Source organism: Gordonia sp. SMJS1 (genome assembly GCF_029866425.1).
Taxonomy (GTDB): domain Bacteria; phylum Actinomycetota; class Actinomycetes; order Mycobacteriales; family Mycobacteriaceae; genus Gordonia; species Gordonia hongkongensis.
The window spans coordinates 78798-100789 of sequence record NZ_CP123382.1 but is presented as its reverse complement, the minus strand read 5'-3'; the positions used below and the strand labels follow the sequence as shown (position 1 = coordinate 100789).

16 protein-coding genes, 3 pseudogenes and 1 other annotated feature are annotated in these 21992 nt (G+C 62.3%); of the genes and pseudogenes, 8 read left to right on the top strand and 11 right to left on the bottom strand.

Going from position 1 to position 21992, the window contains the following annotated elements:
• Positions 1-389: 389 nt before the first annotated feature.
• The 4 genes from QAD21_RS24245 to QAD21_RS24230 all read right to left on the bottom strand — a co-directional run bounded on the left by QAD21_RS24245 (position 390) and on the right by QAD21_RS24230 (position 4190).
• Complete coding sequence (locus tag QAD21_RS24245) at positions 390-1565, bottom strand: HEPN-associated N-terminal domain-containing protein (RefSeq protein ID WP_280361910.1); 1176 nt, start codon at positions 1563-1565, stop codon at positions 390-392.
• 140 nt (positions 1566-1705) lie between these two features.
• Entirely contained in the window at positions 1706-1981 is a 276-nt protein-coding gene (locus QAD21_RS24240; protein WP_280361909.1) for a hypothetical protein, read from the bottom strand.
• 768 nt (positions 1982-2749) lie between these two features.
• Positions 2750-3999 (bottom strand): IS3 family transposase gene (locus tag QAD21_RS24235; RefSeq protein WP_280361907.1). Its coding sequence is split into 2 segments (ribosomal slippage): positions 2750-3708 and positions 3708-3999, totalling 1251 coding nucleotides; the frame shifts between segments, so codons are not numbered across the junction.
• Positions 3587-3718 (bottom strand) — a sequence feature (AL1L pseudoknot). It overlaps the preceding gene by 132 nt.
• Positions 3951-4190 carry a pentapeptide repeat-containing protein gene (locus QAD21_RS24230; RefSeq protein ID WP_280362135.1) on the bottom strand — a complete coding sequence of 80 codons (240 nt, stop codon included), beginning with the start codon at positions 4188-4190 and terminating at the stop codon, positions 3951-3953. Before QAD21_RS24230 ends, QAD21_RS24235 begins: the two co-directional genes overlap by 49 nt.
• Positions 4191-4598: 408 nt before the next feature.
• Here QAD21_RS24230 and QAD21_RS24225 point away from each other — a divergent pair, with 408 nt between their 5' ends.
• Both QAD21_RS24225 and QAD21_RS24220 read left to right on the top strand, forming a co-directional pair.
• On the top strand, positions 4599-5075 hold the full coding sequence (locus QAD21_RS24225; protein WP_280361905.1) for a hypothetical protein: 477 nt from the start codon (positions 4599-4601) through the stop codon (positions 5073-5075).
• Positions 5050-5127, top strand: a pseudogene (locus QAD21_RS24220) (Hsp20 family protein); the annotation flags it as partial. The gene QAD21_RS24225 and the pseudogene QAD21_RS24220, both read left to right, overlap by 26 nt.
• Positions 5128-5246: 119 nt before the next feature.
• On the opposite strand, the gene QAD21_RS24215 reads toward QAD21_RS24220, so the two are convergent.
• A complete protein-coding gene (locus QAD21_RS24215) occupies positions 5247-5741 on the bottom strand; it encodes a hypothetical protein (RefSeq protein ID WP_280361904.1) in 495 nt (164 codons plus the stop codon).
• Between the two features lie 806 nt (positions 5742-6547).
• Positions 6548-6817 carry a hypothetical protein gene (locus tag QAD21_RS24210; protein WP_280361902.1) on the bottom strand — a complete coding sequence of 90 codons (270 nt, stop codon included), beginning with the start codon at positions 6815-6817 and terminating at the stop codon, positions 6548-6550.
• An 858-nt stretch (positions 6818-7675) separates the two neighbouring features.
• Here QAD21_RS24210 and QAD21_RS24205 point away from each other — a divergent pair.
• Entirely contained in the window at positions 7676-8356 is a 681-nt protein-coding gene (locus QAD21_RS24205) for a hypothetical protein (RefSeq protein ID WP_280361900.1), read from the top strand.
• A gap of 272 nt (positions 8357-8628) precedes the next feature.
• Here the strand turns inward: QAD21_RS24205 and QAD21_RS24200 are convergent, their stop codons facing one another.
• Positions 8629-9480: a hypothetical protein gene (locus QAD21_RS24200; RefSeq protein WP_280361898.1), complete on the bottom strand. Its 852-nt coding sequence runs from the start codon at positions 9478-9480 to the stop codon at positions 8629-8631.
• Between the two features lie 731 nt (positions 9481-10211).
• Here QAD21_RS24200 and QAD21_RS24195 point away from each other — a divergent pair.
• From QAD21_RS24195 to QAD21_RS24175, 5 genes and pseudogenes are all read left to right on the top strand, one after another.
• Positions 10212-10577: an NYN domain-containing protein gene (locus QAD21_RS24195; RefSeq protein ID WP_280361896.1), complete on the top strand. Its 366-nt coding sequence runs from the start codon at positions 10212-10214 to the stop codon at positions 10575-10577.
• 2 nt (positions 10578-10579) lie between these two features.
• Entirely contained in the window at positions 10580-12730 is a 2151-nt protein-coding gene (locus QAD21_RS24190; RefSeq protein WP_280361894.1) for an N-6 DNA methylase, read from the top strand.
• Positions 12731-12971: 241 nt separating this feature from the next.
• Positions 12972-14717 (top strand): class I SAM-dependent DNA methyltransferase, encoded by a 1746-nt coding sequence (locus QAD21_RS24185; RefSeq protein WP_280362129.1) that lies wholly within the window; start codon positions 12972-12974, stop codon positions 14715-14717.
• The gene (locus QAD21_RS24180) at positions 14714-16000 is read left to right on the top strand and encodes a restriction endonuclease subunit S (protein ID WP_280362127.1); all 1287 of its coding nucleotides are present in this window, start codon (positions 14714-14716) and stop codon (positions 15998-16000) included. The genes QAD21_RS24185 and QAD21_RS24180 overlap by 4 nt, the downstream gene beginning before the upstream one ends.
• Positions 16000-19139 (top strand): annotated as a pseudogene (locus QAD21_RS24175) (DEAD/DEAH box helicase family protein). Before QAD21_RS24180 ends, QAD21_RS24175 begins: the two are co-directional and overlap by 1 nt.
• A gap of 117 nt (positions 19140-19256) precedes the next feature.
• Here the strand turns inward: QAD21_RS24175 and QAD21_RS24170 are convergent.
• From QAD21_RS24170 to QAD21_RS24155, 4 genes and pseudogenes are all read right to left on the bottom strand, one after another.
• On the bottom strand, positions 19257-19502 hold the full coding sequence (locus QAD21_RS24170; protein WP_280362125.1) for a hypothetical protein: 246 nt from the start codon (positions 19500-19502) through the stop codon (positions 19257-19259).
• A 381-nt stretch (positions 19503-19883) separates the two neighbouring features.
• On the bottom strand, positions 19884-20327 hold the full coding sequence (locus tag QAD21_RS24165) for a hypothetical protein (RefSeq protein WP_280362123.1): 444 nt from the start codon (positions 20325-20327) through the stop codon (positions 19884-19886).
• Between the two features lie 85 nt (positions 20328-20412).
• A pseudogene (locus QAD21_RS24160) lies at positions 20413-20715 on the bottom strand (integrase core domain-containing protein); the annotation flags it as partial.
• 4 nt (positions 20716-20719) lie between these two features.
• A complete protein-coding gene (locus tag QAD21_RS24155) occupies positions 20720-21919 on the bottom strand; it encodes an IS30 family transposase (protein WP_280361951.1) in 1200 nt (399 codons plus the stop codon).
• Between the last annotated feature and the right edge of the window lie 73 nt (positions 21920-21992).

Below are 21992 nucleotides of genomic sequence, written 5' to 3'. Positions count from 1 at the left end.
TATTTCGCTTCCCAAGCCAGACGGGCGGCGGTCTTTTCTTCCTGTGTGCGGTTGTCGACCATCGGAGTGGACCACCCAACGGAGGCTTGGGGCTCGGTAAGAGCCGATTGGCGGCGCGGCGTCATGCGCGGGAGCTGTCGGACTGGGACCGCGGCGTCCTCTAGGAGACACGCTCCCTAGATTTTGCCACCTCGTGGAATCCGCCACCTGTCAATCGGCAAATGGCCTCGTCTGCGGCGGCGGGAAGTTCAGCTCAAAGACCCGCAGCTCGCGATCGACCTCGGCGTCTCTGCTGAGAGATCCCATCGTTGCAGGAAGCGCAACCCATCAAACACGCCAACGGGCATGACCGGAGCCGACGTTCGTTGGGCCCCCGCGCGATTCGGTTGTCAAACTGTTTGATGGGTGATCGTCCGGTGGTCGAGTACGAGCCGGGTGTCCGGTGTCTCGCTCCCGCGGTCCGCACACTCCTCCGGGGTCACGAACAGCACGCAGCAGTCGACATCATCGACTGCTGTTGACCGCCACAGGATGCCGTCGACGGGACCATCTGGGAGGCCATAGCGCAGGAACTCGGTGATGATCTGGGTCGGGATGTACGTGACCTCATCGGAGCCACCGGGGCGGGTCGGTTCACCGATGGACTTGATGAACTCCCGCAGAAATACAGTTGCCGGCCTCCGGTCCCGGTCGGCTGCGTCGAACAGGGACGGAACGGGCGGCGGGGTACGCAGATCGAGTACCCGCACTCCACGCTGGAGCGCGAACTCGCCGACGCTGAGCCCGCTTCCGGGGTCGGCGTACTTGCTCACCTCCCCGACGGCACCGGCACGCGTCGAGGCGCCGTAGAACGCACTGATCCCTGCCGGCGTCATCCGGTTGCTACGCGCGTACTCCGACGGCGGTGGGCCGATCTCGGAGGCGGTCGCGAACGTCTCCCCCGCGTTGCCGACCCGCGCACGCCACCAGGTGCCACCGGCGGGCAGGTCGATAACCAGATCGGCAAGTTGGACGGCTCTGGTGACTGCGGCGGGAACCTCGTGCACCAGATGCATCCCCGGCTCGCCTTCCCCGGCAGGATCGGGCAGCAGGAACGTGTAGCGACGCCGCGTGCGAACCTCTTCACGAAACCGGTCCCAACTCCACGCAAGGCCCATGCCCACCGGCGGCACGGCCAGATCGCGGTCGCACCACTCAGTGGTGTGAATGTTCCGCGCGATCTCCTCAACGACGGCGTGATCACTGCTGACGTCGTTCTCGTAGAGCAGGTCTCCGGTGTCCTGTCTCTCGGCCTGATACCCGCCTTCGCTGGAGTCGTAGTACGCCTCGTTGATCGGGTCGGTGTACTCCGTCCTCAGGCCGTCGACGACCAGCTCCAGGACGACGTCGAGCGACGCGGCGGGCCGCCGACCGCAGAACGTGCACGGTCCGATCGAGGTGTCAGCGGCGTGATGGACCGACTGCTTGAGGATCGGGTCGTCGAGGCACTGCGAACAGACAACAGCGTCGGAGTAGGACCAGCCCTGCTCCTCGGCCTGCATCATCATGCGCTTCGCCATACCCATGTCATCACTATCCCGCGGCCCGTCGTTTCGCGCGAACGAGCGCGGCGGGCCAGGCGATCGCTCGGCGTCGTCGACGACGAGGATGAAGTCCTGCTATTCGGTCTCGCGAGGTACTACGGCTCGGGTGTCCGGGGACAGTGCTACATGCGGAGTCCGAAGATCGCTTGCATGCACCACTTCATCACTCCGGCCCCGACGGCGCCGAGCCGCGGAATCCACGCTTTGGCCGCCGAGATCGCGCCCGAGGGGCCGCCGAAGGTGAAGCCGATGACGATCGGGGCGGCAGCGACTCCGAATCCGCCCAAGCAGCCGGCGAAGCGTGCAGTGTCGCCGGCGAAGCGTGCAGTGTCGCCGGCGACACTGCACCTGGTGACGACCTGAGGCGGATTCGGCCAGCAGCGGACTCGGCTGCGCATGGGTGGGGGCCAGCTCTGTCGCGGGCGCCGTTGATGCGCGACGGTGTTGTAGCGGCGGGCCTCCGCCTCTACAACCGTTTATGGTCGGCACGCATCAGCGATGGGTTTGCCCACCCCGCTGTCGGTTGCCGCATCTGTGTCATCAACCAAGCCACGTTCCACGGCAATCTATACCCGTCGGGTGGTCCGCTGGTCGACGGCCTCAACGACGCAAGCACCCTGGCGGCGCGGTGGGGTTATCCGCTGACCTGCGTTGCCGTGCGGTCGGGGGATGATCCCTCCGACGACCGCAAGGCTCACTCGCACGAATCGGCCGGCACCACTACGCCTCCCGTAGACGCGAACGAAATTGCCGAGGTGAGTGCAGTACATAAATCAATACGCGCATCTGTTACTTGACGGAAGCGGCGGCGATTGAGGTGACCACATCGTGTAGGAGTTCCAACAGATGGCCCGCAGATTCGCTCCGGTCAAGTTTGTGTTGGACATGGTTGCCCCGGATAAATCCGCACGCTCTAGGTTCGTCTTCCACAGACTCGCTCCCAGCATGTCTGCTCCTCGGAGGTCTGCGCCGTACAGGTTCGCTTCGGACAGGTCCGCGTGGGTCAGCGTCCCTCTATCCAAATTCGCTCCGGTCAGGTTCGAATATTCTAGTGTTGCGAAGTAGAGATTCGCCCTCTTCAGGTTTGCCCCCGCCAGGTTTGCATGGGTGAGGTCGGCGCCCGCTAGGTTCGCATTGAACCGTCCTGGATCGGATGGAGACCTGGTTCAGGCCACCTCCGCCTCGGAGGCGACGGTGTCACGGTAGCGCGTCTCGTATTCGATGGGTGAGCAGTAGCCCAGAGACGAGTGCAGTCGCTCGGTGTTGAACCAGTGGATGTAGGCGGCGGTCTCTCGTTCGACGTGGCCCCGATCGGTCCAGGTGCGGCCGGTGTCGATCAACTCGGTCTTGTAGAGGCCGATCGCCGATTCCATGAGCGCATTGTCGAGAGCATCGCCCACCGATCCGATGGAACCGGTGATGTTGGCCTCGGTCAAGGCGGCGGTGAACGCCAACGACGTGTACTGACTTCCCGCATCGCTGTGATGCACCAAACCCGTTGGTGTAAAAGCGAATCCGGATCTCCGTCGAGTGAACAGTGCTTGTTCGACCACACTGGTCACCAACGGTGTGTGCTTGCTGGTCATGACCCGCCATCCGAGGATGCGCCGTGAGAACACATCGACGAGGAACGCCACGTAGACGAACCCGGCCAATGTCCACACGTAGGTGAAGTCGGCGACCCACCACTGATCGGGATGCGTGGGTGTATTCCACTGCCGCTCAACATGATCAGGGAAACGAGGCGCCTGGTCGTCGCGACGGGTCGTAGTGATGCGATGCGAGCCACGAACCGCTCCGGAGATTCCGCAGATCCCCATCAGCCGGCCGACCTGGTCGCGTCCCATCATGTGACCGGCACGCCACATCGCGTGATACATCTTGCGCACCCCATACACACAGCGGTTCTTCTCAAACTGCTGGTAGACGGCGTGCGTGGCATACGCCTCGGACAGCGTCGCTGCCGAGATCGTGCCCCGTTGTTTGTGGGCGTAGTAGGTGGACGGGGCGATCTGCATTCCGTACTCGGTGAGTACCCGGCAGATCGGATCGACCCCGAACTGGTCGCGGTGAGCGTCGATATACTCGACGATCAACGAAGTCGGCGGTCGATCTCCGCCGCGGCGAAAAACGCCGACGCTGTCTTCAAAATCTCATTGGCTCTACGTAATTCGGCGTTCTCCCGCCGAAGTTCACGCAATTCCGCGTCATGGGCGGCCACCGTCGTCCCCGATCCGGAGACGATCGGAGTGTCCTTCTCGATCCAGTTGCGTAGCGTCGCCGGATTGATGTCGAGCAACTCCCCGACATGACGACGCGCTCCTGACTTGGACTCGCCGGGCTCGGCAAGCCGATCCCGATACATCCTCACCGCCCGCTCACGGGTCTCCTGGTCGAACTTCCGTGGTGCTCCCATATCCGTATTCTCCTGGTGAGATCACGGTCTCCACCAGACCCAGGACGGTTCACATTGGTGAGGTTAGCTCCGGCCAAGTCCGCCCGAGTTAAGTCGGCTCCCCCCAGGTCCGCATCAGACAAGTCTGCCCTCGATAGATTCAAGCCGCGAAGATTCTGCTCCGCGAGGTCCAGCCCGGCGAATGGGCGCACAATTTTGGGATCTGCGTTTGAGCGCTCGCGCACGAACCGTAGGTTCTCGAGACGCTCTGCCCGCTTCTCGACTTGGGCTGCGATATCGCGGTCTGTCGTTGCACGGCGATCATCAATTTCGGCAGTTGCAATTAGGACGAGACCTGACACTAGACCGACGATCACGATGTCTCGAAACCACCATGCAGGGTCACGTAGCCACCCCAGCACGCGGTCCTTGAGTGAGGTTGGTGTGGGCGGCGGTGGTGTCGGCGGTGGCGGTGGCGGTGGCGGTGTCGGCGGTGGCGGTGTGGGCGGTGTGGGCGGTGTGGGCGGTGTGGGCGGTGACGCGCTCATAGCAAGGATTGTGGCGGGTCTTCAGCGCGGCATCTGGACACGCACTACCGAAAACGTAGCGTCGGCGATCGTATGTGGCTCCAGCTGCACCCCTGGTTCGACGGCGTGGACTACGAGCTCGTCGAGTCGGCCCGGCGCGGCAAGGATGGTTTGCGGCCGTCGGCCGAGATTGCCGGCTGGGTGTTTTCCTGCGATTGCGCCAGCCGATCTAGATCCGAGGTGTCGACCTGGACCGATCCGGTCCAGTGGACACGGGTGCCCTCAGCATCCCTCGAGGACCTCGCGCGCCATCGCGTGTTCACCCCCGACACCGACGTCCACGCCGACGAGCGGCCAGAGGTCGCGGACGCCGCACGAGCGGTGTGGCAGCATGACCATCTCGACCCCGATCGACGTCGACGGCGAGATCCGAGCCGCCGCGGAGGCCCGCAGGAACGCCGACTGGGCCGCTCGTGGGCCGACATCGGCGCCGCCGCCGGCATGACCCGGCAATCAGCAAACGAGCGGTGGAAAGACCGCGTGTGCGGCGAAGATCTCTGCTGCCTATGACAACGGTGTGCTCACGGTGACGATCCCGGTGGCCGAGAAGGCCAAGCCGCGGGCGTCGGGAGATTGTCGCAAGGTCTCATCTGCCTGTCACTGGTCTCAGGTGTGCAGTCATCCGACAGCGATGCCGCCGACCCGATTAGAAACGGGTCAGCGGCATCGCTGTGTTAGTTGCTATTTACCAGTCTGGGCTTCCTCGTGCTCGCGTACGAGCCGGACGATTCCTGGGTGGACGTGAAAGCCTCGGGCCTGATGAAAACCGCTGCCTTCGGGATAATCAGCCCACACCGGCCAGGGGGCGTCCTTCGGCAGTTCGTACCCGTCTTCCAGCAGATTTGCGGCGGTGTCGAAGGGCCGGGTCCAGCCATTCAGGCGCCGGTCGGGCTCATACCCGGAGATGCGGTAGACCTGCTCGCGGGAGACCCACCCGCCCTGCCGGATCGCTACATCGAAGCACTCCAGCCTCGCCGTATCTCCACGCTCCTCGAGATAATCTCGAAGCAGATTGACGTGCTTGAGCGTCCATCCCTCGTAGTCGGCCGATCGCCACGACTCGTCGTCCTGGACGACGGAGCCAGCCGCCTCGGCGCTGAGCTGATCGGCGTACTCCATCAGCGCCGCGACCGAAGCGCTCGGCCAGTTTGTTACATCCAGAGTTACACTGTTCATCGGAGATTCCTTCTCTTGTAGAACCCCCCCGAGGCGTAGACCTGTCAAATCATCAGCCTCGGGGGGGCTTCTTGATGTTGCCGTAATGCACTATACGCTAATAAGCGTATGTAATGCTAGTATTACGTGTAATAGGCTTGCAGACAACGGTTTTCGCGTCTTAAAGAGGGTCCGGTAGCAGGCAGGGATAGTCATATAGCGGGCTCGTTGTTGGTTCCGAACGGGTTGTCGGCCAGGCGAGTTCCCGACTCACGATGGAGCGCGCAAGGTCGCTGCTGATCCGACAGCAGACCGTCGGGTTGAGGCAACGGATTAAGAACCCGCCCAGTGTCAGTTCGAGCTCGGCCGGAGGCGCCGAGCAAATGCGGGACGGGGATGCCGGATGCCGTAACGCTGTCTGACGGGGTTGCTATAGAGAGCTGACACCTCGATCGACCGTTCGTGCTGTGCCGCATCCCCCGAAAGGCCCGTCCGCCCAATGGCTCTCCGCAACACCCATCTCCCTCCCACTCCGACGAGGCCGGCACTCGCGCCACACCGCAATACACCAGCCCGGCTCCTGGCCGGCAGTGTGGCCGTGCTGGCGCTGACGCTGGGGGCGTGCGGGACGACCGCCACAGAGCGGTGAGTCCTGACTGCGAACGAGTCGCCAGACTTCGCGGGTGGTGCACACGTGACGAGATCAGGCGTGAGGGCGGCCCCCGTAGCCCTGAGCTGCCCCGATAACGGACCTCCAGTGTCCCCCGTACGGCTGCACCCCGCCAACCGACACGGTTGGCGGGGCGCAGTGCACAGCAGGGCGAGGGTTACCAGGTGAGCTGCGGCTGTTTCGTCGGAGCCTGGTAGGTGTCGAACTGCCAGCCCTTGAAGCCCTGGGCGCAGGCTGTTGCGCCGAGGTTGGGGTTCTTCGTGAGGATTGTGTTGCGCCACGCGGTGCATTCCACGACACCGCTGTAGGTGTGGGTGTTTGCCTGAGCGGGTGCCGCGGTGAGCCCGCCGGTGAGCGCCGATGCGGCAATTCCGGCGGCGACGACACCGGTGACTATGACGGCGCGCAAATTGTCGGTGGTGTTCAAACTGATCCCCTTTCTGACGATCGTTTTGATTGCTACACAACGTGATTGATTGAGAGCAGGGTTAAATGATCCAGGCTTCGGAACACGGGCGCGGGCTCATCGAGGACGGACGACAGCCGGTGGTTGTCACGGCAAACCCCTCAACGCTCGTACGAACGCCGAGTCCTTGTCTGACGAGAGAGCTATCTGACTTCGAAGTGCGGATCGTCAGGGAGCAGTGAGTGTGGGGTGACAAGGTCTACGCTCGTGAGCACCACTGGCGCGGCCACCGGCATGACCCGACAGTCAGCAAACGAGCGGCTGCAAGATCGTGCGTGCTTCCACGACTTGGGCCCCGGAACCACGTGCGAGCGTTCTTGCCAACCGGGTCAGCGGTGGTCGCGAGACTCTGACCTATGCAGAGTTGGCAGAGCAGTTAGCTCGACGGCGGGGTACGTACTGACGAAAGGTTGGTCCTCAGTGGAATCTCAGAGCGGCGATGTCGTTATCACGGCGCAATTCACCGTTGACCAACTTCAACAACCCGACGTCATTCACACGACTTCCGTTCCAATCAGCGTCCCATGTTCCGATTGCAGAGATTCCACTGCCATGACGGCTATGTGTGTAGCTTGCCGCGGACGCGGATACGTCGCCGCGCACCGCTCTGCGCGGTTTCGTCTGCCGACACCCGCGCACTACGGCCAACTGATTCGCGTGCCTGGAAGGGGCGCGTTGCGAGGTGACGGCAGTTCCGGAGATCTCTACATTCGCATACAACCACCCTCACCCCAACCACCACCACCGAGCAAGCCCCTCGCTCCCATTCACGTTGGATCGCGCATCAATGCTAAGAAACTCAGCCGCTGGGGTGACGAGATGGCACCATTTCTGTTTCCTGACGAACGCGTCGACTATGTAGTGCGCACCACCGGGATCTCACCTGCGCACGACCATTGCATCGTTACTTCAGTTCGGGTGTGGATCGCGCAGAGCCCACCCACGTCGTCACCGCCGGTATTGCACATCGCGCGTTCGGACGTCGTCGACGCAACACCCATCAAGGCGTCACGCATTATCCTGCACACTTCCACCGGAACACGGCACAACATACCTCTATTTGACGCAAACGACCGACCACGACTCATAGCGCTGCTCGGTAGAGCTAAACCAGAACCGACCATGCCTGATGGTTTCGTGGCCTACTCGACAAGCGCATCCTCCCCCGGCGTCGAATTCGATGCCTCTCAGGTACCCGAACCGGGGGACCCTGTTCCCGAAGATTGCGTCTGGAGTCGAGTACCATATCCCGGTCCGCTGCCTCGTCGCAGCTGGAACTCGGTCATTTCCGTTATGCGGCTCGATCCTGTAGCTCGCCCGATCGCCCAGATCACCTACATGATCGGAGAACCTTCTGCACGATCCGAAAACCCGGACGGCTCCGTTGTCCTTCAATGGCAACGGATTCACCCCGCAAAGGGCAATAGCTTCCATCTGGCACTTCTATTTGATCGCTACGGAGTCTGTGAATCAGTCGTTCACAAATGGATTGATCCGTAGCTGTGCCATTGTAACCGGACCGAGCGTTCGTCTCCACCGTTCCGGTCGAGGGAACTCGGCCTCGCTCCTAAGCGAGTACCGCGATCCGTTCGATCACGTGTCGACAATCACGAACCAGATTCAAAATTGGGGGCAGACTCGGGTTCATCACACGGTAAGTCCAAGCTCCCGCCTACATATCAGTCCAGAAGACGGACGCCGCGCCTGTTGAGAGTTTGTCTAAACTTGGGCTGGCGAGTCTCCGCTCGGCCGACATCCGGCCTCTGCAGTAGTCAGCGCGACGGATCGCGACCCAGGTGCCGATCTCGAATCCTAAGGACATCGCCAAACCGCTCGGCGACCGCCGTGAGGTCGCCGTGCTGCCGCCCCTTGAGTGGTTGTGGCCAACCGAACATGTCTATCTCGACGTCTGCCCCCGACGAGCTGCCAAGAATCTCATCAATAAGCTCCTCGTCGGTCCAATCGGTCCCTTCGTGTGCCCGGTGTATGACATGGGAGTACAACGGTAGTACTCGACCGGCGCGAAAGAGCCGATATTGATGGCGTAAGACAACAACTCTTACTTGCATGGTTCTCGGCGACACGGCGAAAGCTTCGTTGGTGGTTCCGACGATGGTCGAGGCAAGTGCAAGTTGATAGAACTTCGTCGCTTCGGAGTCGGTGCGAGACCGCACTTTTCTTGTCTTTGTATCTTTCACGGGAGCAATTACCTCACGGCCGGGGAACAGGATCACGACCGTTACATAGGAGACATTCTGTTCGCGTCCTGCGTCGATGCAAGTCGACGGGAGGTGGTTGTCCTCGAAGGCCCCGTCCACCAACCTGATTACCGTGTGTGGATCGTGGTCGCATAACTTCTGCCATTCGTCGTCATACTGACGTTGCAGTTGTCGTGCTTCTGCTTCTGCTTCCAACTGATTGGCCGTTCTACGGAACTTGTGCCGCCTGCCCAGCTTGACCTCGCGGCGGCGCGCGAGCGGATACTCGACGAGATGCTGTGTGAGAAGACGCTTCTCGAGCACCCTCGCCTCTTTGTAGTGCTGCTTACGCTTCGCTTCCTCATAGGCGTTCCATAGTGAGAACGCCGACGTCGCTACTGACGTAGCGATTTCGGCGCCAGTCATAGCCGGCTTTGCTTGTCGGGAACTTCCGCGCTGGGACTTCTGGGCGGGGCGTGCGCCAGAGAGTCGACCGCTCGCAGTGATGGGTCCAACGCCCGAGCTGATACCTAGACCACCACCGGGCCCGCTGTGGACCCGGGCTACGCGGGGCCCGACGCTAGCTCCTACGCCGCGTGATGATGCGCGGAGAGTAACGCCGGGTGCCACCCGCACGCTTAGACCCACTAGAAACCTCCCCGTACGAGATTGCGACATTCGCAGGTGGAGGCCGCCCTCCTACGCTCGACTGTCGCACCGGATGATAACCGACCCGCCGAAACGCCGGCGGTGTCAGACTTCGGGACGCAGGACAGTAAGCCCAGGTCTCGACTCAGTGTTATTAAGTCCTTCTGACAGCAGGTGCCACATGGCGGGTGCCGCAACCGCGGCACTCGTAGGGGCGTGCGCCGTCACTCCATCTGTCCAAGGTTAAACCTACGGCCGCGAGGAGTCCCCACCTTCGGCGAGTACCTGTGGCATAACCTTGATGAGCTAACAGGCTGACACACTTGACAGCGGTTGGCGTGCCGCCCTAGCCTTACTCACAAGAGAGTGAGCTAATACGGTGGCACACTCGCGAGTGATCAGTGAGGTTCACCGTGTCCGTCCGTAGTCACTATCGGTCGATCGTCATGGTCGACATTGAGAATGCCCTGGGAACTCCTCAGGTGACCCAGAGCGCCGTTGAGGGCTTCATGCGTCACCTGACCACCGCATTCGGCGTCACCACCCAATATGTTCTGGCCGCCTCGCACTCGCGGAACGCACTCGAGATCGGCCTGGCCTGTCCCGGTCGTCGCGTGATCTGGCTCCCTGGAACCGACGGAGCCGATCGTGCTCTGCAGGCCGAGATCATTCATCCAACGACAATGCGCCGGTTTGATCGACTCGTCCTCGTCAGTGGCGACGGTGGATTCGCCCCGGTCATCGCCACCGCTGCGAGTGCTGGACTCCGGACCACGGTCGTCAGTCGAGCCGATGCCCTATCGCCGAAGGCACGCCTGGCCGCGCACCGCGTCATCACATTCGATGAGAACACCAACATCACAGAGGTCGCCTAATCATGGCCCAGCCGCAGATGAATCAAACCGTCACCATGACCGAGATCGCCGACGCCGCAGGGGTATCGAAACCTACCGCGAGCGTGTGGCGTACGCGCTACCGCGACACCTTCCCGCACCCGCTTCCCGAATCCAGCCCCAACCGCCCACTCTTTGCCCTCGCTGACATCGAGCAGTGGTACCGCAAGCAGTTCCCCGACAGGAAGCCCTTGGGACTCGCCAAGCGCTCGATCTCGAAAATCCACACCGCGATGATGTCCATCTTGCGAGGAGCGCTCGACACAAGTGAGGCCGCCGCTGCCATCGTCGGCCTCCTCACCTGGCATACCCTCGCCCACGATGCCGAACTCCGCGGCTCTGTTACGTGGAACGGTGGCAAGATTGCCGCTCACGAAGTACCAAGTTTTCCACGACCTTTCGCCACCTCACTCGGTACAGATGATTTCGTGGATACGCTTCACCGCGCGACCGACCAACTCCGTACCGCTGGCCTCAATTCGATTGCCCTGCTAGTCGATCCGCTGTGGCGGGAGTCTCAGGATCACCGATGGGCGACGGAACGCATCATCAGTTTGTTCGAAACAGTTGCGCACCTGAACTACGGCGACACCGCCGAGGTTGCAGATGCCCTCCTCACCGATCCCCAGGCTGGCTACTATCCGAGTTCCCCAGTGCTCGCTGAACTGCTGGCCCGGCTGGTCCACAAAGACCACACGACGATCTGGGACCCCGCCGCCGGGGTCGGAAACCTCCTTGCTTCAGCGCACCAGTCTGTCCCAACATCCCACCTGGCCGGTACCGACATCTCGCCGGTCGCCGCTGCACTCTGCACCGCCCGCGCCTACCTCCACAATTGGCCGGCAACAATCAGTGTCGGCGATGCTTTCCTCGAACCGAGCCGACAGTACGACGCCATCATCATCGACCCACCCCTAGGTACGCGACTCGACGCATGGGCAACCGAGGCACTAAGCCGCCAACTAGATTTCCCAGCGATCCCCTCGAGCCGCAGTGAGATCGGTTGGGTATGTCTGGCGGCGGCACGTCTGACCCCCGACATGGGAGCAGCAGCGGTCGTCACTGCCGGCGGCACGACCTTCGCCAAGGGCGCGGTCGCCGGTGTCCGACGTGCCCTGGTCACCAATGGTTACGTCGAGGCCATCATCCGCCTCCCCCGCAGAGCCACAACCGCGAGTCCAGACTCACGAACTCACCGACCGCGTACTGACTTCCGCTACGACACCTCCGTTGATCTCTATATGTGGGTGATTAAACCCCGCGACTCGTTCGACTCGATCGTTTTCATCGACGGCGAACAGCTCCTTGGTAACACCGAAAGAAAGACGATCAGCAACATCCTCACCGCCATCGAGAACGGTGAGAAACCCGCCGGCGCAATCACCGTGAGCATCCTCGATGTACTCAAACGGCAGGATGTCCCCTTGCATCCCGATGCATGGCTACCGCAAGACAAAGCCACCACGACCGACTACCTCACGACGCTACGTACCGCAGCCGCGCTGCTACGGACAACCATCGACGAGCTAGATCTCCCACTTCCCGACCTCACCCTGGCCGATTCGGAACCCGCACTCCAACCACTTACTGACGTGGCAGAGGTCATTCGAAGCCGACCTATTCCCAAGGAAGGCATTCACTCGCAACCAGGCAAAGGACTGGTCCCAATCGTGAAACCCACCCCCACAGGGCTTGCGACGACCGGCTATGTCGCCGATGACGACACCGCCAGAGGTTACCTTCGCCCAGGGGATGTCCTCGTTCATCCTGGCGTCAACGGCCCTAGCGCCGCGGTCTGGCGTGGCGATGAGGAATCAGTTCCCCATCCGTTGACCACGGTAGTGCGTGCCGATCCGACCCGTGTCGACGCTGAATATCTCAGCTTCTGCATGCTCGGTCCAGACGTCGCCGCGACCCGCACGGGAACAACCATCCCCCGCCTGAAACTTCAGCATGCGATGATCCCCAACCTCCCGATCACCCGGCAGCGAGCCATCGCCGAAGCACTCGCCCGGGGCCAAGCCCTGATCGGCCAGGCACAGATCCTTCAAACGGCCGCCACTGAATGGCGAGACGGCGCAGCATCCTTGGCAAGCCTCGGCGACCTCCAGATCGACCACAAGGCCCGGCAATGAGAACTGCTCTGCCGTGCGACACGCAGTGGACGAGATGGACGTACCGTTGCCACCACCTTTTTAGTGACTCAGCTGAACACCGCCGCACTCACTCACCCGAAATTCCACCCTCTGCCTGCGCCAGTGTCGGCCGTCATCACAATCGGCCTGCCCAAACCACGCACCACGCGTGCGATGAACACGCACCTCGTCGCTTCGCGCAATCACCATGTACCGTCAAGCAAGTCACGCAAGGAGCAATGTGAGCACCCTCGGTAGCTTCATCTGGTCAATCGCTGACCAACTTCGAGGCCCCTACCGCCCCAACCAGTACGGCACCGTGATCCTCCCACTCACGATCCTGCGCCGCCTCGACTGCATCCTCGAACCCGACCGAGACACGGTTCGCGAGCTCGCAGCGAAGTACGACAACCCCAACCGACTCAAGGTCGAGGTCAAGAAGGCCACCGGACGACCGTTCTACAACACGTCCAACTACTCTTTCGCCAACCTGCTGGCCGATGCGGACGGCCTGGCGGACAACCTCGCGGACTACATCGACCGCTTCTCCCCCGACGTCGACGTGTTCGAATACTTCGACTTCAAGAAGGAAATCCTCGCCCTCGACAAGGCAGAGCTGCTGCGCGAGGTCGTCACATCCTTCAAAGCCGTGGACCTGCACCCGGACGTGGTCTCCAACGCCGACATGGGCGACGCGTTCGAGTACATTATCCGCAAGTTCAACGAGGCTGCGAACGAAACCTCCGGTGACCACTACACCCCACGGGACGCGATCCGGCTCCTGGTCGACCTGCTCTTCGCCGAGAAGGACGCCGACCTGACCGAAGCCGGCATCGTCCGCACCCTCTACGACCCCACGGCCGGCACCGGCGGCATGCTTTCCCTCGCCGAGGAACACCTCCTCGACCAGAACCCGAACGCGAAGCTGAGCCTGTACGGACAGGAATACAACGGGCAGTCCTACGCGATCTGCAAGTCCGACTTACTCGCGAAGGGCCATGACGCGACCAACATCGCCTTCGGCAACACCCTCACCGACGACGCCTTCAAGGGCCGCCACTTCGACTTCTGCTTGTCCAACCCGCCTTACGGCGTCGACTGGAAGCAGTACGCCAAGGCCGTCATGAAAGAGCGCGACGAAGCCGGCCCCTACGGCAGGTTCGCCCCCGGCCTCCCTGCGACATCAGACGGGCAGATGCTGTTCCTGCTCCACCTGGCCCATAAGATGCGCGCTCCCGAGGACGGCGGCGGCCGCGTTGGGATCGTCATGAACGGTTCGCCGTTGTTCAACGGCGCCGCCGGGTCCGGCCCCTCCAACATCCGTAAGTGGCTGCTGGAGAACGACTTGGTCGACGCCATCGTGGCGTTGCCGACCAACATGTTCTTCAACACCGGTATCGCCACCTACATCTGGATTCTCGACAACACCAAGCACTCCGACCGCAACGGTCGAGTCCAGCTCATCGATGGCACCTCATTTTGGACCAAGATGCGCAAGAATCTCGGCTCCAAGGGCCGCGAGATCAGCGACGTCAACCGCGCCGAGATCGTCAAGTTGTACGCCGGATTAGACGACGCCGACCCGGACTACTCCAAAGTGCTGCGCAACGACGAGTTCGGCTACTGGACGATCACCGTCGAGCGGCCACTGTTGGACGAGAATGGTAAGCCGGTCGTCGACCGCAGGGGCAAACCCAAGCCGGACTCGAAGAAGCGCGACACCGAGAATGTCCCCTTCACCTACGGCGGCTCGACCGCGGGCGCCGCTGCCGAGGCCGCGGTGATCCAGGCGTACTTCGACGCCGAAGTGGCCCCGCACATCCCCGACGCCTGGATCGACACGACCAAGACTAAGACCGGTTACGAGATCCCCTTCACACGTCACTTTTACAAGTACGTCCCACCGCGGCCCCTCGCCGAGATCGACGCCGACCTGGAGAAGCAGGTCGCCAAGATCCTTGATCTCCTCCGGGAGGTCGAGGGATGAGTGCCCTGACACTTATTGGTACGCACCGGGCTGTCTCGTCTTTGCTGGAGACCAGGCCAGAGTCATGGGACGTAGTTCGCTTCAAGGGTCTGTTCGACCGACTCGACCGGCGCAACAGCGACCTCGTTTACGAGATGATGTCTCTGCGCTCGACAGGTGAGGTGGTTGCCCGTGCCGACATGGGCGGGCGGCAGGAGCCGGACGAGAAGAACCTGCCGAAGTACCTCGTCGCCGAAATCGATGATCTCGTTGTCAACCCGATGTGGTTGATCGGCGGTGGGATCGGCGTGGCTCGGCGCACTGGTGCTGTGAGCCCCGATTACAGGGTCTTCAGATCACGCGGTGCGCTTTTGCCACAGTTCATCCACTACCTCCTACGATCACAGCCTTACCTTGACCAATACCTGCTGTACACGCGGGCACAGACCACCTTCGACCGCCGAGTGCAGCAACCAGATCTAGATAACCTGCCTCTTCCTGTGCCGCCGATGGAGGATCAGCGCGCAATCGCCGACTACCTTGACCGCGAGACCGCCCGCATCGACACGCTCATCGAGGAGCAGGAGCGCCTGATCGAGACTCTCAGAGAGCGCCGAGCAGCGATGATCACGCAGGCTGCCACCCATGGCCTCGACGGTGCACCGCTCGCAGACAGCGGCAACATGTTTCTGGGAGAGGTACCCACTCACTGGACCGTGAGCCGTTTCAGCCGCGAGATGTCCGTGAACGGTGGACAAGTCGACCCTAGAGTAGACCCGTGGGCGGGGATGGTTCTGGTCGCACCGAACCACATCGAGTCCGGGACAGGTCGAATCGTAGGTAGAGAGACAGCACTAGAACAGGGGGCCGACAGCGGCAAGTACCTTGCCAGTGCAGGTCAGATTCTCTTTTCAAAGATCCGACCAGCGCTCAACAAGGTAACTCTGGCGGCCGAGGATTGCCTGACAAGTGCCGACATGTATGCGATGTCTAGTCGCCGCGACGATGACCACAGCTACCTCATGTACTTCATGCTTGCGCGGCCCTTCCATGAATTCGTCACCCTCGCCTCGTTGCGAGTAAAGATGCCTAAAGTCAACCGCGATGAATTGGGAGAAGCGCCGTTCTTGCGGCCGCCCAAACCGGAACAGCGGCGCATCGCGGCATATCTCGGTGAGCAGACGGCGAAGATCGACACATTGATGGCTGAGACCGAGCGGTTCATCGAGCTCTCCCGCGAACGGATGACGGCGTTGATTACCGCTGCGGTGATGGGACATATCGACATCAGGGAGATGGTGTGATGGCCGATCACAACGAGGTGGTCTTCGAGGACGAGATTTGCGCGCACCTAGAGTCCCACGGGTGGCTGTACTCGGCCAACGACGTCGGCTACGACCGGGAACGTGCGCTGTACCCCGCGGACCTGTTCGCCTGGCTGAAGCAAACGCAGGAGCCAGCGTACGAGAAGGCATCGAAAGCTGCTGGGTCGCAGGGGAAGTTCCTCGATGTGCTGACCGCGGCGCTCGACAAGCCCCTCGAACACGGAGGCGGGACACTCAACATCTTGCGCAATGGCGTCCAGTACATCGGTGGTGGCCGGTTGAAGATCGCGCAGTTCCGCCCGGAGACCAGTCTGAATGCCACCACCACCGCCCAGTATGCGGCGATGCGGGTGCGGGTGATGCGGCAGGTGCATTTTTCCACCGCTGACCGGCGCAGCATCGACCTGGTGTTCTTCGTCAATGGTCTCCCGGTGGCCACCGTCGAGCTGAAGACCGACTTCACCCAGTCCCTCGATGACGCGATCAACCAATACCGCAAAGGCCGGCATCCGCTGACCAGCGGACGTCCGGAGCCGCTGCTGTCGTTCGGGCACCGGGCGCTGGTGCATTTCGCGGTGTCCAACGATCTGGCGGCGATGACGACCCGCCTCGAGGGTGAGAAGACCCACTTTCTGCCGTTCAACATCGGCCACGACCATGGCGCGGGCAACCCGCCCGGTACCGACGGGCGGTCGGCGACGGCGTACCTGTGGGAACGGGTCTGGGACAAGGACTCCTGGCTCGGCATCATCGGCCGGCTGATGATCGTCGAGACCAAGCAGGAGTGGGACGTCGCCACCGGGACGTCGGTGTCGCGGACGAGCATGCTGTTTCCGCGGTTCCACCAGTGGGAGGCCGTGACGAATATCGTGGCCGCGGTCCGCGACGAAGGGGTCGGGCAGCGGTATCTGATCGAGCACTCAGCTGGATCGGGGAAGACGAACACTATCGCGTGGACCGCCCACCGACTTGCCCGTCTGCACGTTGACGATGAGAAGGTGTTCGACTCGGTGATCGTCGTCGTGGACCGCACCGTCTTGGACGGGCAACTCCAGGACGCGATCCGGCAGATCGACGGGTCCGGAAAGATCGTGGCCACGATCAGCCCCGAGGACGTGCGTAAGGCCGGCGCGAAGTCGAAGTCGGGGCTCCTGGCGGCCGCGCTCAAGAACGGGGAGTTGATCATCGCGGTCACGGTGCAGACCTTCCCCTACGCCCTCGACGAGATCCGCAAGGATTCGTCGCTCAAGGGGCGGCGGTTCGCGGTGATTGCCGACGAGGCGCACTCCTCGCAGTCCGGGCAGATCTCCTCCAAACTCAAGGCCGTTCTCACTGCGGAGGAAGTCGCCGAGGTCGAGGCCGGTGGTGAGGTGGACGTTGCGTCGATCCTGGCCGCGGAGATGACCGAACGGGCCGAGTCGCGCAACATCTCCTACCTGGCGTTCACCGCCACACCGAAGAACAAGACCCTGGAACTGTTCGGCCGCAAAGGCCCGAACGGGAAACCGACCGAGTTTCACCTCTACTCGATGCGCCAAGCGATCGAGGAGGGCTACATCCTCGACGTGCTCAAGGGCTACCAGACCTACGACACCGCACTGAAGATCGCCGGCAACGCGGGCAGTGGCGACGGCGACGAGGTGGATGAGGCTGCGCGCGGAAGGGGTTGATGCGGTGGGTGAAATTGCATCCGACGAACATCAGCCAGAAGGTGCAGATCATCGTCGAGCACTTCCACGCCAACGTCGCCCACCTGCTCGAGGGCAAGGCGAAAGCGATGGTAGTGACCGACTCCCGCAAGGCCGCGGTGAAGTACAAGAAGGCGATCGACGCCTACCTCACCACGCGTGCTGCCGAGGACGCCTCGTACAATTACCGCACCCTTGTCGCCTTCTCGAGCTCGGTCACAATGGACGAGGACGAGCAGTGGGCGCCCGAGTGGGGGCCGCGGCCGAGCAAGGACGACGAGTTCACCGAAGCCAACCTCAACCCTGGCGCCGGCTCCGATCTGGCGGCGGCGTTCAAGGGCACGACGTACACGATCATGTTGGTCGCCAACAAGTTTCAGACCGGCTTCGATCAGCCGCTGCTCTCGGCGATGTACGTCGACAAGAAGCTCTCCGGGGTCACCGCCGTGCAGACCTTGTCCCGGCTCAACCGCACCCACCGCACCGCCGGTGGGGAGCAGAAACGCAAGACGTTCGTCATCGACTTCGTCAACAAGCCTGAGGACATTCGGGCCGCGTTCGAGCCGTACTTCACCAACGCCACCCTCGAGACCGAGACCGACCCGTACGTCGTGGTCCACCTCGCCACCAAACTCGCCCAGTCCGGCATCTACACTCCCGAGCAGGTACGGCACGTCGCGGAACTGTGGGTCACCCGCAAGGGCAACAACGCGCTCTCGGCCGCGATCAGCCCCGCCAAGAACGACTTCGCTCGCCGCTACGCCGCCGCGCTCGACTCTGAGGACGCCGTCACACTCAACACGCTCGATCTGTTTCGCAAGGACGTCGCCACCTACGTTCGGTTGTATGACTTCATGAGCCAGATCGTCGACTACGGCGACCCGGAGTTGGAGATGCTGTCGATCTTCCTGCGGCTGCTGGAACGGGTCATCCGAGAGTCATCCTGGGCTGCGGAGGTCGACCTGTCCGATGTTGTCCTGGTCGGGGTCAAACACACCAAAGCCACCGCGGTCGACATCGCGCTGACCGGAGAGGGCGAGCTCTCCGGCATCAGCGGGGCGGGCACCGGCTCCCGCAAGGAACCCAAATACGTGGCCCTGCAAGTCGTCATCGACAAGATGAACGACCTCTTCGGCGCCGACGCCTTCACCGAGTCCCAGGTCCGCGAGTTCGTGCACGGCCTGGTCCAGACGTTGCTCACCGACCCCGACCTGGTCAAGCAGACCGCGGTGAATTCGAAGAAGCAGTTCATGGAGTCGCAAGACTTTCAGGCGGCGGTCACCGAAGCCGTCGTCGACAACCAGAACGCCCACAACACCATGGCTGACTACTTCTTCAGCGACGGCCCCGGGATCGCGGCGGTCATCGTGGCGCTCGCCGACGCCTTCTACGAGGCCGCGATCGATCAGCCACCCACGGACGGCGGGTAGGTGCCGATAATCATCAGTTACGTCCACCCCGGCCTACGGTTAAACTGAACCCCCCGCGACCGGGGTCACGTGGTGACGTCATGGCGGCATAGTGTCTGCGCAGGCGGGTGGTTAGCACTACAGCGCGGCGTAGATGGCGTCGTACTCGGACTGGCTGATCTTCTTGGCCATGAGTGCTACATAGAGTTTGATAGACGCGGAGTCGCCAATCGACGGGTCCGGGTCACGTTCGGTGTCAGCCAGCGACCGTGCCGGTCGTTCTAACCGTTGAGACGGCGCTGCGGAGCCGATCTGCGCCACCACCTCGTTGAGTGACAACTCTTTGGCCACGAACTGCTGGATGAGTTCGACTTGGGTAGCCATGCGTCCTCCTTGTTCGACCTTGACCGCGCGGCGAACTGCGGCGTTACCGGTCCTGCCTAGTATCCGTCACCAGCATCACCCATGTGTCATTCACCGTGATCCAATTTCCGGCCACCCGCGAGAACCGCGAACCAAACGCCTGGACTTGCGATGCTCGACACCCGACCTCGCACTGTGCAGGGCATCGGTGCTTCCATCGTGTCGAAGCTCATCGCCCGCCGGCGGCCGCGGGGTTATCCGATCTGGGGCACTGCCGTCGTTGACGTCTTGGTAGCAGGTCCCCCACTGCCACAAAACAAGCGGCAGATTCGATTCCCTCGATTCTCGACGAGTTCGTATCCCCCTTGGGCCCTCTGTATCGTTCCTCCGGAAAAGGCGTTCTTATCTGCAGGGATCGGCACCCGGCTCGTAGTCATTCAGCAGTGCAGTTGCCTTGCCGATTGCAACCCATGCGCGGGCCGAGTCTTGACTAGCCTCGAACATCTCTCGCCGCAGTCGCTTGACTACAAACGAGTCGCTCGTGCTCAGGTTCATTGCCAGGTCGGCAGCTACATTGTCCATCCGGCCTCGCGACTTGGACAACAGGTCATTGGCCTCCGACAAGTCAGTAACCGCATCGAGGTATGCGATGCACTCCCTACTCGCCTTCCGTTCGACTTCCTGGGTTACGGTCTTGACCTGCGGATCAGGAACAATGATTGGCACCTGCTCGGGCAGTGGAGGTTCCTCGTTCGAGTAATGCACCAACCACGCCAGGCCCATCAGCAGAAGGCCGAGACCGAACCCGAGAAACTGCCTTGGGTTCGGAGTCTCGGTGTTCTTCAAGACTCAGTCCCGGCTCGCAGCTCCGGGGTGCCAGGGGCCGGCAATGCTGTCGACTGAACCGTCCTGGATCGGATGGAGACCTGGTTCAGGCCACCTCCGCCTCGGAGGCGACGGTGTCACGGTAGCGCGTCTCGTATTCGATGGGTGAGCAGTAGCCCAGAGACGAGTGCAGTCGCTCGGTGTTGAACCAGTGGATGTAGGCGGCGGTCTCTCGTTCGACGTGGCCCCGATCGGTCCAGGTGCGGCCGGTGTCGATCAACTCGGTCTTGTAGAGGCCGATCGCCGATTCCATGAGCGCATTGTCGAGAGCATCGCCCACCGATCCGATGGAACCGGTGATGTTGGCCTCGGTCAAGGCGGCGGTGAACGCCAACGACGTGTACTGGGCGGGTTCAATCGGTCCATGCAACACCGGGTTGTTGTAGTGAGTGTAACTGTCCTTCAAAGACTTCGGCGGGGGTCTTCCAGCCGAGGGCCTTTCGGGGACGGTTGTTGAGGGTGTATGCGATGGCCTCGAGGTCGTTTGCAGACCACCGTGACAGGTCAGTTCCCTTCGGAAAATATTGGCGCAGCAGCCCATTAGTGTTCTCGTTGGACGGTCGCTGCCACGGTGAATGCGGATCGGCGAAGAACACCTGCGTTCCGGTATCCATCGCGAACTGGGCATGAGCGGACAGTTCCTTACCGCGATCCCACGTTAACGTCTTGCGCAACTGCTGCGGCAGCGCCGCTATCGACGCCGTCAGTGCCGCGTTCATCGCGATGGCGCCGTAGCCACCGAGTGCCGGCCCGTTCTTCACCCGCGGTTGCTCACCCCACCCTTGCAAGCGTGGGAGATGGACTAGAATCGTTGCGCGACTGCGCCGTTCGACAACAGTACCGATCGCCGACCGACCCACACCGATGATGAGATCACCCTCCCAGTGGCCGGGGACAGCACGGTCGTGAGCCTCAGGCGGACGCTGGCTGAGGACGACATCGGAGGTGACGTGACCCTGCGGCTTGTTGCGTGAGCGAGCACGGGGCTCCCGCAATGCCCGCCCGGTCCGCAGGCACGCCACCAACTCGCGTTTGAGCGCGCCACGGCCCTCGATGAACAGGGATTGATAGATTGCCTCATGACTGATGCGCATGGATTCATCATCGGGGAAATCGACCCGCAGGCGCTGGGAGATCTGCTCCGGACTCCATGCCAGAGACCACCGCCGGTCGGCCCGGTGCGGCTTGTTGAGCCCCTTCCACGGCGGCGGCGTGGGGCCGGCGACGATCGTGCCGTCGGGGCTACGGACAGTGCCCGCCAACCGCTCCTGCACGTACTCCCGCAACTCGACGTTGGCCACGAGTTTCGCTGTTTTCGGGCGCTTGGCGGCCTGCTGGGCTTTCCACTGCGCCACCGAGGCTCGATACTCACGTTTCCCACTCCTGGTCGCGGAGTTGCGGCGCAACTCACGCGAAATCGTTGCCGGACTGCGTCCGATCTGCCGAGCAATCTCTCTCACACCACACTGTTGGGCGCGGAGCAGCGCGATCTCTTCCCGTTCAGCGAACGACAGGTAACGACCCGCCGGCTCGTCCAGACTCAGTGGCGTCATTCCGCCAGCGTGGCGGAACCACCGCGACCCCACCGGCACCGACACGCCGACCGCCACCGACGCCTCCGCCGTG